General features: G+C 73.6%; 10 protein-coding genes and 2 pseudogenes. 4 read left to right on the top strand and 8 right to left on the bottom strand.

Going from position 1 to position 15,093, the window contains the following annotated elements:
• Positions 1-3: 3 nt before the first annotated feature.
• The 8 genes and pseudogenes from ABD335_RS29280 to ABD335_RS29245 all read right to left on the bottom strand — a co-directional run bounded on the left by ABD335_RS29280 (position 4) and on the right by ABD335_RS29245 (position 8,385).
• Positions 4-462 carry a GNAT family N-acetyltransferase gene (locus tag ABD335_RS29280; RefSeq protein ID WP_344328901.1) on the bottom strand — a complete coding sequence of 153 codons (459 nt, stop codon included), beginning with the start codon at positions 460-462 and terminating at the stop codon, positions 4-6.
• The gene (locus ABD335_RS29275) at positions 459-2,531 is read right to left on the bottom strand and encodes an FAD-dependent oxidoreductase (protein ID WP_344328900.1); all 2,073 of its coding nucleotides are present in this window, start codon (positions 2,529-2,531) and stop codon (positions 459-461) included. Before ABD335_RS29275 ends, ABD335_RS29280 begins: the two co-directional genes overlap by 4 nt.
• Positions 2,521-4,116, bottom strand: a complete 1,596-nt coding sequence (locus ABD335_RS29270; protein ID WP_344328899.1) for a methionine--tRNA ligase — start codon at positions 4,114-4,116, stop codon at positions 2,521-2,523. The genes ABD335_RS29275 and ABD335_RS29270 overlap by 11 nt, the downstream gene beginning before the upstream one ends.
• Positions 4,113-4,481, bottom strand: a complete 369-nt coding sequence (locus tag ABD335_RS29265) for a cupin domain-containing protein (protein ID WP_344328896.1) — start codon at positions 4,479-4,481, stop codon at positions 4,113-4,115. The genes ABD335_RS29270 and ABD335_RS29265 overlap by 4 nt, the downstream gene beginning before the upstream one ends.
• The gene (locus ABD335_RS29260) at positions 4,478-5,815 is read right to left on the bottom strand and encodes an APC family permease (protein ID WP_344328894.1); all 1,338 of its coding nucleotides are present in this window, start codon (positions 5,813-5,815) and stop codon (positions 4,478-4,480) included. Before ABD335_RS29260 ends, ABD335_RS29265 begins: the two co-directional genes overlap by 4 nt.
• A complete protein-coding gene (locus tag ABD335_RS29255; RefSeq protein ID WP_344328893.1) occupies positions 5,812-7,149 on the bottom strand; it encodes a lysine N(6)-hydroxylase/L-ornithine N(5)-oxygenase family protein in 1,338 nt (445 codons plus the stop codon). Before ABD335_RS29255 ends, ABD335_RS29260 begins: the two co-directional genes overlap by 4 nt.
• Positions 7,150-7,175: 26 nt before the next feature.
• Positions 7,176-8,123: pseudogene (locus tag ABD335_RS29250) on the bottom strand (hydroxyacid dehydrogenase); the annotation flags it as partial.
• A gap of 121 nt (positions 8,124-8,244) precedes the next feature.
• Complete coding sequence (locus ABD335_RS29245; RefSeq protein ID WP_344328891.1) at positions 8,245-8,385, bottom strand: hypothetical protein; 141 nt, start codon at positions 8,383-8,385, stop codon at positions 8,245-8,247.
• 738 nt (positions 8,386-9,123) lie between these two features.
• Between ABD335_RS29245 and ABD335_RS29240 the strand changes: the two genes are divergently transcribed.
• From ABD335_RS29240 to ABD335_RS29225, 4 genes and pseudogenes are all read left to right on the top strand, one after another.
• A complete protein-coding gene (locus ABD335_RS29240) occupies positions 9,124-9,876 on the top strand; it encodes a GntR family transcriptional regulator (protein ID WP_344328890.1) in 753 nt (250 codons plus the stop codon).
• A gap of 169 nt (positions 9,877-10,045) precedes the next feature.
• On the top strand, positions 10,046-10,276 hold the full coding sequence (locus tag ABD335_RS29235; protein ID WP_344328889.1) for an SPOR domain-containing protein: 231 nt from the start codon (positions 10,046-10,048) through the stop codon (positions 10,274-10,276).
• Between the two features lie 88 nt (positions 10,277-10,364).
• Positions 10,365-12,863 (top strand): SpoIIE family protein phosphatase, encoded by a 2,499-nt coding sequence (locus ABD335_RS29230; protein ID WP_344328886.1) that lies wholly within the window; start codon positions 10,365-10,367, stop codon positions 12,861-12,863.
• Between the two features lie 286 nt (positions 12,864-13,149).
• Positions 13,150-14,982: pseudogene (locus ABD335_RS29225) on the top strand (ATP-binding SpoIIE family protein phosphatase); the annotation flags it as partial.
• Positions 14,983-15,093: the final 111 nt, after the last annotated feature.

Genomic DNA, 15,093 nt, shown 5'->3' with positions numbered 1-15,093 from the left:
CGGCTAGCCGTCCAGCGAGCGGTGGTAGGCGACGAACCGCTCGCGTTCGAAGCCCTCGGAGTCGTACAGGGACTGCGCGACGTGGTTGTCCGGCGCCGTCTCCAACTGGATGCCGACGGCCCCCGCGGCGCGGGCGTGTTCCAGGCAGGCCCGCACCAGGGCGCGGCCCGCCCCCGCCCCCCGGGCCTCCTCCCGCACGTACAGGTCGTTCAGCGTCCACACGGTCCCCATGGAGAGGGAGGAGAACGTGCGGTAGACCTGGGCGAAACCGACGGGCCCGGCCGGTGTCTCCGCGAGCAGGACCACCGAGTCGCCGTTCTTCAGCCGCTCCGCGAGGAAGGCCGCGGGGCGCTCCTCGTCGGGGACCGCGACCCCGTAGAACTCCAGGTACCGCAGGAACAGGTCGGTCACCGCGGGCAGATCGGCGACCGTCGCGGTCCGTACGGAGAGGGTGGTGCTCATCGGGGCTCCTCGTCGTTCTCTTCGGGGCGAGCGGGCGAGGCGGCGCCGAGCACCGCGTGTGCAATGTACTCCGCGGCGGCGGGCGCCGTCTTGAAGCCGCCCCCGGACCAGCGAGCGGCCACGACCGTCCGGATCCGCCCCGGCACCGGCCCCAGCAACGGCCCGCCCTCGCCGTACAGATCCGTGCCGTGACGACCGCCCAGACAGGGGGCTTCGGCGAGCCACGGCCACACGCGGGCGGCCCCGGCGCGGATGTACGCCGCCTGGTCCTCCGTCAGACGGTCCCCGCCGCGCGGCTCGTGGCCCCACTCGTCGACCGGGCGCCCGGCGAGCAGGGCCCCGTCCGCGACTTCGGGGGCGGGACGCCCCCAGACCCCCGTGACGAGGTCCACGACCGCGGGCGAGGGGTGCCCGCCGGCGAAGTGGCCGTACCGGATGCGCCTGGTCACGAACGAGGCCGGGGCGCTCCCGGCCGGGGCGAGACGGTCGAGCAGCGCGGGTGTTCCGGACCCGGCCGCGACCACCACCGCCCGGGCCGTGAGGGGGCCGCGGTCCGTGGTCAGCACGGCCCCGCCGGGGCACGGCGCGATGTCGCGGACGGCGCACCCGTCGCGCACCGAGGCGCCGTGGCGTCTCGCGCCGTCCCGGTGGACGGCCACCGCGCGCCGGGGGTCGGCGTGGCCGGCGCCGGGTTCCCACACGGCGCCGGCCGTGTGCCGGGCGTCCAGTCCGGGCCAGCGCGCGGCGACGTCGTCGGCGGTCAACAGCTCCGCCTCGACGCCGCCCGCCCGCAGCTCGTCGATCCCCCGCCGGGCCTCCTCCAGGTCACCGGGGCCGAGCAGGACGAGGGAGCCGGTGCGCCGGAAGCCGTACGCCTCGGTGCGCTCGGCCGGCAGCCCCCACAGGAGCCGGTGGCTGCGGATCGCCAGGGCCCGTACGGCCGGGTCGGGGTCGTAGGCCCGGACGAGCCCGCCCGACCAGTGCGTGGCCGGCGGCACGGCGGCTCCCGCGTCCACCAGGACGACGGAGGCGCCCGCCTCCGCGAGCGCCGCCGCGGCGGCCGAGCCGACCACGCCGGCCCCGACGACGGCCACGTCGAAGAAGTCCGCCCCGCCCCCGGCCGGTGGCGGGGACGGCGGACGCGGACGGTCGTCGGGCACGGCGACCGGTACGACCTCCCAGCCGCCGGTTCCCCCGTCCGGGAACACGGGTTCACCCGCCGGGGTGAAGGCGGTACCGGAGGCCGCGCGCACCGCCGCGAGCAGTCGGGCGCCCCTGGCGGCGGGGTCCCGCGCCAGTGCCGTCGCGAGGGCCGCGAAGGCCGCCTCGACCCGCCCGGGCGCGCCCCCGGACAGCCTGGCCACGAGCATCCCCCGCGCGGCGGGCCCCGCGAGGTCGGCGAACTCCTCGACGGCGCAGTCGTCCGTGGCCAGGAGCAAACCGTCGAAGCCCGCCCCGCGCAGTTCCCGGGCGACGGCCGCCACCCCGAAGTGCGTGCCGCAGACCGCCACGGCGGTCGCTCCGTCGAGGGCGGGGCCACCGCCGCGGCGCGGCACGGTCGGGGGCGCCGGGAGCGCCGGGAGCGGAGCCACGGGAAGCGGCGGGGCGGGGAGGGACGCGAACGACTCGGCGAGGGCGCGGCCGTAGTCGCTCCCGTCGTGCGCGACCAGCAGACGGCGGCGCCCGAGCCGGTGCGCGGCCCGGGCGAGCGCGCGGAGCTGGCCGTGGTCGTCCGGACACCAGCGCAGCGCCCAGCCGTCGGCGCCGTCCAGCAGCCCCGGACGGGTGGCCAGGGGCAGCAGGACCGGAAGTCCGGCCCGCCGGTACAGGGGCAGCGCGGCCTGCGCGCCGGCGCTGTTGAAGTGCCCGACGACCGCCGCGTAACCGCCGTCGGCCGTGATCTCCCGGGCGCGGCGCGGTCCCTCGTCGGCGTCGCCGACGTCGTCGAACGGTTCCCAGCGCAGTGCCGGAGCCGCGTGCCGGGCCATGGCGTCGCGCAGCGGCCCGCCCCAGGCCGCCCGCCGGCCGCTGAACGGTCCCACCACCGCGACGCGGACGCTACCGGGCACCGAAGACCGGTCCCTCGGGAGGGGCGAGGCGCGTGGCGGCCCGGGGAACGGAGAGGGCCTCGGCCGTCACCGGCCGGCCGGCGGGCAGGCCCAGGGCGGCCGAGAGCCGCGCGGCGCCGTCGGGCATCACGGGCGCGGCCCACGCCGACACCGCCGCCGCCACCGCGAGTTCGGCGGCCAGGGCGGCACGGTGGGACGCGTCCCCTCCGGGGCGGTTCCTCTCGTGCGCGTGCACGTGGGAGAAGTCGGTGACGCAGGCGATCATCTCGTCGAGGAGCGCCACCGCCCGCCGGGGGTCGAAGTCGCCGGGGCCGTACGCCTCGCGCAGCTCCGCCAGCGCGCGCAGCAGCCGTCCGCGCAGCGACTCCCACCCCGGACCGCCGGGTTCCTCCTCCGGGACCCGTCCGCCGCACGCTCCGTCGACCGCGTCGAACAGCCTCTCCAGCCACCCGTTCCACAGGGAGTGCAGGCGCCGGCGGCTGAGGTCGAGCGCCGGCAGGTCGAAGTCGGTCTCCCGGCCCCGGGGGCGGTCGGCGCAGACGTGGTAGCGCAGCACGTCGCCGCCGCACCGCTCGACGGCCTCGTCGGCCCAGACGGCGTGCCGGCGGCTGGTGGAGAACTTCCGTCCCTCCAGCCGGTAGAACTCGTTCACCTCGAACCCGGCGGCCATGGCCCCGGTCCGCCCGCACGCGGCGAACAGCGCGGGGAAGAGCACGGCGTGGAAGTAGCCGTTGTCGAACCCGAAGAACTGCACGGGACGGGTGTCCGCACCGCCGTCCGCGAGCTCCGCGGCCTGGAACAGGTAGCCCGGCGCCATCTCGAACCAGACGTGGAGGCGCTGGTCCTCGAAGCCGGGCACGGGGACGGGCACGCCCCAGTCGGCCGGGTGCGTCACGGCGACGTCCGGCAGCCCGTCGGCGAGCATCCGCTCGCACAGCGCCCGCAGGCGCGGGGGCATGCGGACCTCCTCCCAGTACGAGGCGAGCCGGTCCGCGTACGGGGACAGGGGGAAGTACAGCCGCTCGCACCGGCGCGACTCGGCCCGGGCCCCGCAGGGCACGCAGTGCGGGTCCGTCAGGTCCCCGCAGTCGTTGGGACGGCCGCACGCCTCGCAGGCGTTGCCGTTGGAGGACGCGCCGCAGTGGGGGCAGCCTCCGACGACGTACGCCTCGTAGAGCCACCGTGCGCAGGAGACGCAGTAGGGCAGCGGGGCGGTGCGGGGCACGATGCGGCCGGCGTCGTACAGGCCGCGGAAGAAGTCCTGGACGGCCCGCTCGTACCCGGCGTCCCGGCGGGGCCGGACGATCCGGTCGAAGGCGACGGAGGCGGCCTGCCAGGTGCGGACGATGGACGCCCCGTACGCGTCGGCGACCTCCTCGGGCTTCCGGTCGCCGTCCTTGGTCCCGCGCACCGGGACGTAGCTCTGGTGGTCGTCCAGCCCGGTGGTGTAGAGGACGCGCACGGCCTCGGCGCGCAGGAAGCGGCTGAGCACGTCCCCCGCGACGTAGGGGCCGGCCAGGTGTCCGACGTGCAGGTCGCCGTTGGGGGTGGGAGGGGTGGCCGTGATCCACACGGAGGCGCTCACGAGGCGGCCCCCGGCGTGGGCTCGTGCAGCGGCCAGTAGACGGACACCCAGGTCAGCGTGGTGGCCCCGGGCGCGGCCGGGTTGTGGACGACGTGCTCCCGGTTGCGGGGGAGCACGACGACCTCGCCCGTGCCGATCCGCGTGCTCTCCCCGGCCAGCTCCACGGTCCCGTCGCCGGACAGGACGATCATGACCTCGTCCTGGTCGTGGCAGTCGGGGGCCGAGCTCGCACCGGGCTCCAGGAAGCACGCCATGGCCCCGAGGGGAGGTTCGTCCCCGGCGGTGCTCCAGGGGACGAGCCGCTGGCAGCGCATGCCGAACTCGGCCCGGGCCACGGTCTGGTCGATTCGCAGCTTCGTGATCATTTGGCCTCTTTCGCACGGGAGGACACGGTCCGCGATCTGCGCCGGCGCACCGCGACGAGCCACGCGGCCAGGGCGAGCAGGAGGGCGACGGGCAGCGCGACGCCGGTGAAGGGGAGGAAGAACACCGCGAGCGCACCGGTGGCCAGGGAGCCGTACCGCATGGCCGGGGTGGGGCGGTCGCGCAGCGCGGCGACGGCGGACGCGATGTAGAGGAGGAGGAAGACGGCGCTGGTGAGGACGACGATGCGGTCCTCCCCGAGGCCGGACAGGCCCATGGCGGCGAGGACGGCCGTGTATCCGACGGCGAGGGCGAACAGCGCCCGGTCCGGCGCCCCGGTGCGCGGGGCGACCCGGGCGAGGGCGGAGGGCAGCAGGCCCTGGCGCGCCGCGGCGAGGGTCAGCCGCGAGGCGCCGAGGACCCAGGCGTTCGTCGCCACCACCACGATCGTCAGGGCGACGAGGTCGCCGACGACGACGGACGTCCGGCTGAGACCCGGTTCGAGCAGGGCGGACAGGACCATCGTCCCGGCGGGCCGGGGCACGGCCAGGTAGGCCGCGGCCACCGCCACGTAGACCAGCCCCACGACGGGCACCGCGACACGGATGGCGCGCCGGAAGGAGCGGGCGGGGTCGCGCACCTCCTCCGCCACGGCGGAGACGTTCTCCCAGCCGAGGAACGAGAAGAACGCGATGACGGCCGCCGTGCCCACGGCGGCCCACCCGTGGGGGGCGAACGGCGTGAACGGCTCCGCGGACATCGCGGGCGCGGCCAGCACGACCGCGCCCGCGAGGCACAGCAACAGCACGACGAGGGCCGCCTGTTGGACCCGGGCGCCCATGACGATCCCCATCCGGTTGAAGGCGACCGAGAGCGCCATGAACCCGATGGCGACGTACATCACCCACGTCTCGTCCGCCCCCACCAGATGACAGAAGTAGCGGGCCGAGATGACGCCCATGACCGGGTTGCCGACCACGTACACCAGGACCAGGAGGACGTTGGCGGTGTCGCCGGCGCGTCCGCCGAGGCCGCTGCGGATCAGGGCGCTGATGCCCGAGCAGTCGACGTGGCGGGCGGACATCTCCGCGAACATGACGGCGATCGGGTACGAGGCGACGGCCAGGGCCAGCCAGGCGAGGACCGAGGCGGGGCCCGCCACGGAGGCGGTCACGCTCGGAACGCCGAGCACGCCGGCGCCGATCAGGCTGGTGACGTAGAAGGCGACGAGCCCGCGCGTGCCGATCCCGGCCGCGCCGGCGCCCTCGCCGCCGCGGCCGTCCTCCCCGCCGACCGGCACCGCGCGGTACGCGTCGCCGGGTGGGGCGGCGCTCACCGCGGAGCGGCCGCTTCGACGGGGGAGCCGTGACGCCGTTCGAGCACGGAGTCGCGGATCTCCCCCGCCCGTACGGCGGAGAGGGAGAGCAGGGAACTGGCGATGCCGTGCGTGTGCTCGGTGCCGCCCTGCAGGTAGAGCCCGGCCCGTACCCGCTCCGCGCACACCACCCGGTAGTCGCGCGCGACCCGCGGCAGGCCCCGCTCGTCGTGCTCGACGTGCTCCTCGACGCCGGCGAGCAGCGGACCCGTGTCCGGCCGGCGGTACCCGGTCGCGTACACCACCGCGTCGGCCCGGAGGTCGACGGTCTCGCCGGAGGCGAGGTTCCGCACCGTGACGTCGACGTGGTCGCCCGTGTCCTCGACGCGGACCACGCGCGACACGTTGAGGATCCGCAGCCTCTCCTCGCCCCGGACCATCTCCTGGTACGCGCGTCGGTAGAGCTCCTCGATGAGGTCCAGGTCCGCCACGGAGTAGTTGGTGTTGCGGTGGTACTCCAGCAGTCGGCGCTTCAGGTCGCCGTCGGCCTCGAAGTAGAGGTCGACGGCCTTCGGGTCGAAGATGCGGTTGGCGTAGGGGCTGTCGTCCGCCGGGCTGTAGCCGTACCGCTCGAACACGGCGCACACCTCCGCCCCGGGAAAGTCGCGGTGCAGGAATTCCGCGGCTTCGGCGGCGCTCTGCCCGGAGCCGACCACGACGAAGCGCCGCACCTCCGACTTCGCCAGAGTGTCCAGCGAGGACAGCAGGGTGCTGCTGTGCCATACACGTTTGGATTCGGTGACGTCCGGGGGAAGACACGGCACCAATCCGGTGGCCAGTACGACGTTGCGGGCCGTGCGGACCGTGGTCGTGCCGTGGGCCCGGGTGTTGCGGGACACCACTTCGAGGAACGGGATTTCGTCGCCCCGGTGCACCGGGCGGATCTCGACGACCTCCTCCCCGTAGGAGACCTCTTCGGCGAATTCGGCGGCCACCCACTCCAGGTAGTCGTGGAATTCCACCCGACTGGGGAAGAATTCCCGGTGGTTGATGAAGTCGACGAGGCGGCCCTTGTGGTGGAGGTAGGACAGGAATCCGTAGCGGCTGATCGGGTTGCGCATCGTGGCGAGGTCCTTGAGGAACGAGACCTGCATGGTGGCGCCGTCGATCAGTATGTCCCGGTGCCACCCGAAACGCTCCTGGCGCTCCAGGAAGACCGAGGTGACGTCGTCACCGGGGCGCGCTCCCTCGTTGTGCTCCCGGAGCGCGACCGCCAGGGCGAGGTTCGAGGGCCCGAAGCCGACGCCCACGACGTCGTGGACGGAAGGGGGGCCGGACGGCGACGGGCGCGTCATCGACCCATGTCCGCCAAGGAGGAGCCGTTCACGGCGTCCGGCACCGGCTCGCCGGCGAACGCGAGCCGCACCGAGGTGGCGACCGACACGCCGGCCTTCTCCTGGGCCTCGGAGGTCGAGGCGCCCAGGTGCGGGGTGACGACCACGGACTCGAAGTCGAACAGCGGCGACTCCACGGTGGGCTCGAACTCGAAGACGTCGATGCCGGCGCCGGCCACGCGGCCTTCCTTCAGGGCGAGGGCCAGGGCGGTCTCGTCCACGATGCCGCCGCGGGCCGCGTTGACGATCCGGACGCTCGGCTTCACCTTGCGCAGGGCCTCCTCCCCGATCAGTCCGATGGTCTCCGGGGTCTTCGGCAGGTGGACGGTGACGAAGTCCGACGTCTCCAACAGGCTGTCGAGGTCCAGCAGCTCGACGCCCAGCTCCGTGGCCCGCTCCGGCTTCACGTAGGGGTCGTACGCGACCACCTTCATCCGGAAGGCCGCGAGGCGCTCGGCGACCAGCGCGCCGATGCGCCCCAGTCCCACGACACCGACGGTCTTCCCCGCGAGCTCGACCCCGGCGTACCGCGAGCGGGCCCACTCCCCGTCCTTGAGGGCGCTGTTCGCCGGGGCGATGTTCCGGGCGGTGGCGAGCAGGAGCCCCACCGCCATCTCGGCCGCGCTGACGATGTTGGACGTCGGCGCGTTCACCACCAGGACACCGGCGTCCGTGGCCGCGGCCACGTCCACGTTGTCCAGGCCGACCCCGGCGCGCGCGACGATGCGGAGCCTCCCGGCGGCCGCCAACACCTCGGCGTCGACCTTGGTGGCGGAGCGGATGAGGAGCGCGTCGGCGTCGACGACGGCGTCGAGCAGCGCGTCGCGGTCCGCGCCGTCGCAGTGCCGCACCACGAAGTCGGGGCCCAGGACGTCGAGGGTCGCGTCGCTCAGCTTCTCGGAGACGAGGACGACGGGAGCATGGGATCGGGGCATTGTGATTGCTTTCCTTCGGTTCTCGTGTGGGATTGGTGGCCGAATACTGCCGTCACGCCGCCCTTCCCCTCTCGTTCCGGGGGAGCGGTATTCGCGTCGAGCGCTTGGAGTGCGGAGTTCTTCAGCCCCAGCCCAGGTCGTTCGTGACAGTGCTTCCCGCCGTGACCGTGTATCCGGTCGCCTCGGACCGGGAGACCTGCTCCAGGGCGGCCGGGCCGGTGAGAGCGAGTGCGAACACAAAGGAGGTGAAGATGTACTTCATCGGCACTTTCGCTTTCGCTTTCGCTTTGTTCGATCTTGTTGTCGGGCCGTGCGGCCCGGTTGGCCATCCCATTCTGTCCCCGTGAAATGCGGGAGTCATGGAGATCACGTGTCGTAAAGCGTCCATAACGCCTGATGACAGGTGTACGAAAGCGACAAACAAGGCAGGGGAAGAAGCGGAATGAAATGCTTCGTTTGGGTGGGTCGACGAGTTGATCCGATCAATGCCGCACGATTTTCGATCGGTCGGGAGGCGGGACGAAAATTACTGGGCGGATAAGCGGACGCCGACTGAAGCTTCTCCGGAGAAGGAAAGATTCCGCCCCATGGGTACGCTCGTGTGGCATATGCACGGATCCGTCCCCGATGCGAACCCCGGCCCGCGCGGGGCCGCTCGACCGCGGCTCGGCGAGGCGGTGACCCGGGGCGCGGCGACGGCGCGGAACGCGTCCGTGCCCCTTCCGTGCCCCTCGTGTGCTCCCGTGTGCCCGCCCTTGTGCCCCCTCCGCGCCCCGGCGAATCCTTCGGTGACGCGCCGTGTCCGCGCGGGCCGACCGAGGGCCGTCGGAGGACCGTCGGAGGACCGTCGGAGGAGGCGTGAGGCCCGCCGGCCGGCCCCGGGAACGGAATCCGTCCTGAGCAGCGCTTCATCACATCGGGTGAAACCGTGGCCGATTGTTGCGGGTGGAAACCGTCCGTTGTCACCCTGTTGCTCACCGTCAAGCCGTTGGGAGGGCACGTGCCTTTCGGTGAGCAGCCCGCATATCTGCGTGTGGCCGGGGATCTCCGTCGGAAGATCGTCGACGGCACGCTCCCGCCGCGCACCAGGCTGCCGTCGCAAGCGCGCATCCGCGCCGAGTACGGCGTCTCGGACACCGTCGCGCTGGAGGCGCGCAAGGTGCTGATGGCCGAGGGGCTGGTCGAGGGCCGCTCCGGATCGGGCACGTACGTGCGCGAGCGGCCCGTGCCGCGCAGGGTGATCCGCACCGGCTACCGGGCGGTCGGCGAGTCCAACCCGTTCCGGCAGGAGCAGGCCGACGACGCGGTGAGCGGCACCTGGGAGTCCCACAGCGAGCAGCAGGAGGCGAGTGCCGCCATCGCGGAGCGGCTGGGGATCAAGGAGGGGGAGCGGGTGATGCGCACCCGCTATCTGTTCCGGGTCGACGGGGAGCCCTCGATGCTCTCCACCTCGTGGGAGCCGCTGGCCATCACCGGGCGCACCCCCGTGATGCTGCCGGAGGAGGGGCCGCTCGGCGGTCGCGGGGTGGTCGAGAGGATGGCCGCCGTCGACCTGGTCGTGGACAACGTGGTGGAGGAGGTCGGCGCCCGTCCGGGGCTGGCGGAGGAGATGATCGAGCTGGGCGGGGTGCCGGGGCACACCGTACTGGTGATCGAGCGGACGTACCGCGCGGGCGGGCGCCCGGTGGAGACGGCGGACGTGGTCGTCCCGGCGGATCGGCACCGCATGGTGTACCACCTCCCCGTGCGCTGAGACGCTTCGCGCGCCCCCTCCGGCACTCGCACACGTGGCCGAAATCATGCCGCATTGTGCCAAGGCGAATGCGGTGAGTGAGGTCCGGGCGTAGGCTCGGGCATATGCGGACCGGTAGATCGTCAGGGGACGGCGCGCGGCACGGGGCGCGGGGTGCGGGGAGCGTGCGATGAGCGACAGCGGGATCGCGCTGCCCTGGATGGTGATCCGGCAGGACGCGAACGGCAACCGCTACTGCGTCGGCCGGTACGCCACCCGCGCCGAGGCGCACGGCATGGCCGAGCGTCTGAGCGGGACCGGAGCGGGGGGCGCCTCCGGCGCGAAAGGGCTGAACGGGGGAGCGGAAGAGCGGCGCTACATCGTCGAGCGCCTGCGGCGCGTGGGCGGTGATCAAGCCTGACCCCAGGCACAATCGGGTATATGGACATTTAGTCCTCATTGTCCGGATATGACGACCTGACGATGACCCGAGCGTGGACGGGGACGGCGTGAGTGACACCCCCAAGTCATTCCAGGGCGCGGTCGAACGAGTGGCCACATCGCTGCTCGACACCCTCCGCGTCGGTGCGGTCATGTTCGACACCGACGGGCACGTGCTGCTGTGGAGCCCCACGGTCGAGGAGATCCTCGGCTGGCCCGCCGAACGCATGATCGGCCGCTACTACGGCGACTACCTCGTCCCCGACGCCTCCTCCATCACCGCCTCTGTGGAGGCCGGCGGCATCTACGCCGCCCTCCGGAACGAGCGGTACTGGCGCGGCACCCTCCGCGTCCGCCACCTCGACGGTCACACCGTGGAGGTCGAGGCCCGGGCCTCCCTGCTCACTCCGTCGGACGGCAAACCGTTCATTCTGGCCAACATCGTCGAGACCTCCCGGCTGCGCGCCGTCGAGCACGACCTCGCCGCCCTCGACGCCCTCTTCGCCACCTCCCCGCTGGGCATCGCCATCTTCGACACCGAGCAGCGGTACGTCCGCGTCAACGAGGCGCTGTCCCGGATCATCGGGAAGCCGATCCCCGACATCCTCGACAGGACGCTCCACGAAGTCCTGCCGAGGCGCATGGCCGACGACCTCGCCCAGATCCAGAAGCTCGTGCTGGAGACCGGCCGGTCCGTGGTGGACACCGTCATCCTGGGCCCCGACGGACACAGTTGGCGTTCGGTGTCGTACGGCAGGCTCACCGGCCGCGACGGGCGCGTGCTCGGCATCAGCTCCACGATCATGGACGTCACCGAGCGGCGCGACGCGATGCAGAAGATCGAGCGCGCCCGCCAGCGGCTGAAACTCCTCGACGACGTCGGGGTGGCCCTCGGCGACCTGCTCGACGTCCGCAGGATCGCCGAGGAGCTCGCCCACTCCCTCGTGCCCCGCTTCGCCGACTACTCCAGCGTGATGCTGCACGGCGCCGTCGCGTACGGCGGGGAGCTGCCCCACCCCGACCAGCCGCCGGAGATCCCGCTGCTCCAACTGGGCGCCGAGGCCAAGGACCGCGGCCCGGCCGTCGAGCACCTGCTGCGGATCGGACAGGACATCGCCTTCGAGTCGGGCTCGATCTTCGGCAAGGTGCTCACCTCCGCCGTACCCCATCTGGTGATGTCGCAGGAGGAGCTGCTCTCCGCCGGCCACCCCGAGGACCCCCGGGTCCGGGTCGCCCTCGACCTGGGCATCCACTCCCTGATGGCCGTTCCCCTGCGCGCCCGCGGCACCGTCCTGGGGCTGCTGGTGCTCGGCCGCGGCGGCGGGCGCGTCGCCTTCGACCGCGACGACCTCGCGCTCACCACGGAACTGGCCGGACGCGCCGGGATCAGCCTGGACAACGCCCGCCTCTACACCCGCGAGCGCGAGAGCGCCCTGATGCTCCAGCGCAGCCTGCTGCCCCAGCGCGTCCCCTCCCCGCCCGGCGTGCAGGTCGCCTACCGCTACGTCCCCGGCAACAGCGGCGGCGAGGCCGACGCCGAGGCGGGCGGGGACTGGTTCGACGTGATCCCCCTGGCGGGCGGCCGGGTCGCCTTCGTCGTCGGCGACGTGATGGGCCACGGGCTGCGCGCCGCGGCCACCATGGGCCGGCTGCGCACGGCGGTGCGGACCCTGGCCGGGCTGGACCTGCCGCCCGACGAACTGCTGCGCCGGGTCAACGACCTCGCCGACGACCTCGCCCAGGGGCCCGACGAACCCCTGATGGCCACCTGTCTCTACGCCGTCTACGACCCCTCCACCCGCCACTGCACCCTCGCCGTGGCCGGACACGTGCCACCGCTGCTGCTCACCGCGGCGGGCGACGGCACCTGGGACGTCGTCCCCGTGGAGGTCCCGGTCGGCCCCCCGCTGGGCGTGGACGACGTGGAGTTCGAGCCGGTGAGCCCGACCGTGGAGGACGGGGCGGTCCTCGTCCTCTACACCGACGGGCTGATCGAGCACCGGGGGGAGGACATCACCGAGGGGCTGGACCGCCTGGTGTCCCTGCTCGGCAGCCTCCCGGTCCGGGCCTGCCTGGAGGACGTCTGCGACCACGTCCTCGCCGGCCTGGACCCGGGCGACGAGTCCGACACCCCCGGCGTCCCCGGCGCCGTCGACGACGTGGCCCTGCTCCTCGTCCGGCTCGGCGGGCTCCCCGAGGGCAGCGTCACCTCCTGGGCCTTCCCCGCCGAGACCCTCGCCGTGCGCCGCGCCCGGGACGCCGTCCGCAAGACCCTGCACGACTGGGGCCTGGACGCGCTCGTCGACGACACGGTGCTGCTGGTCAGCGAACTGGTCACCAACTCCCTGCGCCACGCCCACGGCCCCATCGGCGTACGGATGGTGCGCGGCTCCTCCCTCCTGGTGGAGGTCTCCGACCCGCTGCCCGCGCCGCCCCGCGAGCGCGCCGCCGGCGTGGACGACGAGGGCGGGCGGGGCATCCAGCTCGTGGCCCGCGGCGCGCGCCGCTGGGGGACGCGGCACGGACCGATCGGCAAGACCGTCTGGTTCGAACTGCCGCTGCCCTGAGGGCACTGGGCTCGCTCCCACCGCCGGGCCGCCGGAACCATGGCCTCACCTGCGCCTTGACGCTGTATCGAGAACACCGGAAAAATGCGCCACGCAACGTGTCTCCGCTCTGGGCAGCGGTTTCGCCGTCGGGCCGGTCCGCACGGCCACACCGCCGCGGCGTGTGGTTCGAGTCGACTCCGTCCGGTTAGGAGAGAGGAGGAACGGGACTGGCTCGGAACTCCGTCGAAAGGTGGCGGGGACCGTGCGGTGAACGGGACCGGTGTGTCCGGGCGCCTTGAGCCCGGGTGCCGGACCGGTACAGGAAGGGGCGGCGTTGAGCGACATTCCAGCCGAGGCGGGAAAGCCGGACGACGTACGCCGGGCCCTGGCCCTGCTGAACGCCGCCGGGGCCCGAATAGGCAACTCCCTCGACCTGGACACCACCGCCCGCGAACTGCTCGACGTCGCCGTGCCGCAGTTCTGCGACCTGGCCTCCGTGGACCTGTTCCCCGAGGTGTTCTCCGGCGAGGACCCCCGCGCGGGAGAGGGTCCGGACGGCACCCGTCCGCTGCGGCGCGTGGCCTTCGCCAGCGCCGTCTCCGACGGACCCATCACGCTCGGCCACCACACCACCGGCGATCCCGACCCCGAGCCCGTCGAACTCGGCAGCATCCACCGCTACCCTCCCGGCTCCCCCTACGCCGACGCCCTGCGCACCGCCCGCGTCCAGCGCGCCACGGGCACCCTGGTGCAGTCCACCCTCGCCGTGCCGATGGTCGCGCGCGGCCGGGTGCTGGGGCTGGTCCAGTTCTCCCGCACCAAGGGCAGCGAGCCCTTCGGCGAGCGCGACGCCGCCCTCGGCGCGGAGTTGGCCGCCCGCGCCGCCGTGTGCGTCGACAACGCGCGGCTGTACCGCAGGGAGCACGAGCGCGCGCTCATCCTCCAGCGCAGCCTGCTGCCGCCGGACGACCCGGAGGCCGCCGGGCTCGACATCGCCTGCCGCTACCTGCCGGGCAGCGCCGCGAGCGAGGTGGGCGGCGACTGGTTCGACGTCATAGAGCTGCCCGGCCACCGCACCGCCCTGGTGGTGGGCGACGTGATGGGACGCGGACTGCGCGCGGCCGTGGCCATGGGCGAACTGCGCACGGCCGTACGGACGCTGGCCATGCTGGACCTGGAGCCCGCCGAGGTGCTGGGCGCCCTCGACGAGATCGCCCGGGGGCTCGGCGCCCCCCGCGGCGGGCGCCGCGAGGGAACCGGCAGAGCCGACGCCCTCCCCGCGGGCGGCAGGTCCACCGACCTCGCCGAGGTCTACCTGGCCACCTGCATCTACGCCGTCTACGACCCCGTCACCCGCCGCTGCACCTTCGCCAACGCCGGGCACCTGCCGCCCGCGCTCGTCGAGCCGGGCGGCGGGCTGCCCGCGCGACTGCTGAAGGTCCCCAAGGGCGTGCCGCTGGGCGTGGGCGGCGAGCCCTTCGAGGAGATGGAGGTCGAGCTGCCCGACGGCGCCCTGCTCGCCCTCTACACCGACGGCCTGGTGGAGTCCCGCCACCAGCCGCTGGACGAGGGGCTCCAGGCCCTGCGCACCACCCTGACGGGCCCCGAACGTCCGCTGGAGGACGTCTGCGACGAGGTGCTGGGCGCCCTGGAGACCCACCACGGCGAGGACGACATAGCCCTGCTGCTGGCCCGGATCCACGGGCTGCCCGCCGGATCGGTGGGGGACTGGAAGCTGCCCTCCGAGCCCCGCTCGGTCGCCCGCGCCCGCGAGCTGGCGCGCCGTCAGCTCGCCGACTGGAAGCTGGACGACCTCGGCGACACCGCCGAACTGCTCGTCAGCGAACTGGTCACCAACGCCCTGCGCCACGGCGAGGGGGACATCCGGCTGCGTCTGCTGTTGGACCGCACCCTGGTCTGCGAGGTGTGGGACGCGGGCCTGGTCCAGCCGCGCCGCCGCCGCGCCCGCGACACCGACGAGGGCGGACGCGGCCTGCAACTCGTCGACCTGCTCTCCGCGGGCTGGGGCAGCCGCCGCACCCCCCGGGGCAAGATCGTCTGGTTCGAACTCTCCCTTCCCCAGGACGGCGGGACCAAGTCCCCGGACCCGGTCGAGGCGCTGCTGAGCCTGTTCTGAGCGCGCCGCCGGCGGGTCCGGGCAGTGTCGAGCGTCACACTCCCCCGGCGGGGGAGGCGCGGCGGAGTTCCCCGCGGTGGAAAAAATTCCCGGCCACGGGGCATCGGCCGC

Origin of the sequence: Streptomyces macrosporus, assembly GCF_039533145.1 — a bacterium.
Classification (GTDB): domain Bacteria; phylum Actinomycetota; class Actinomycetes; order Streptomycetales; family Streptomycetaceae; genus Streptomyces; species Streptomyces macrosporus.
This window is presented reverse-complemented; position numbering and strand designations above follow the sequence as displayed.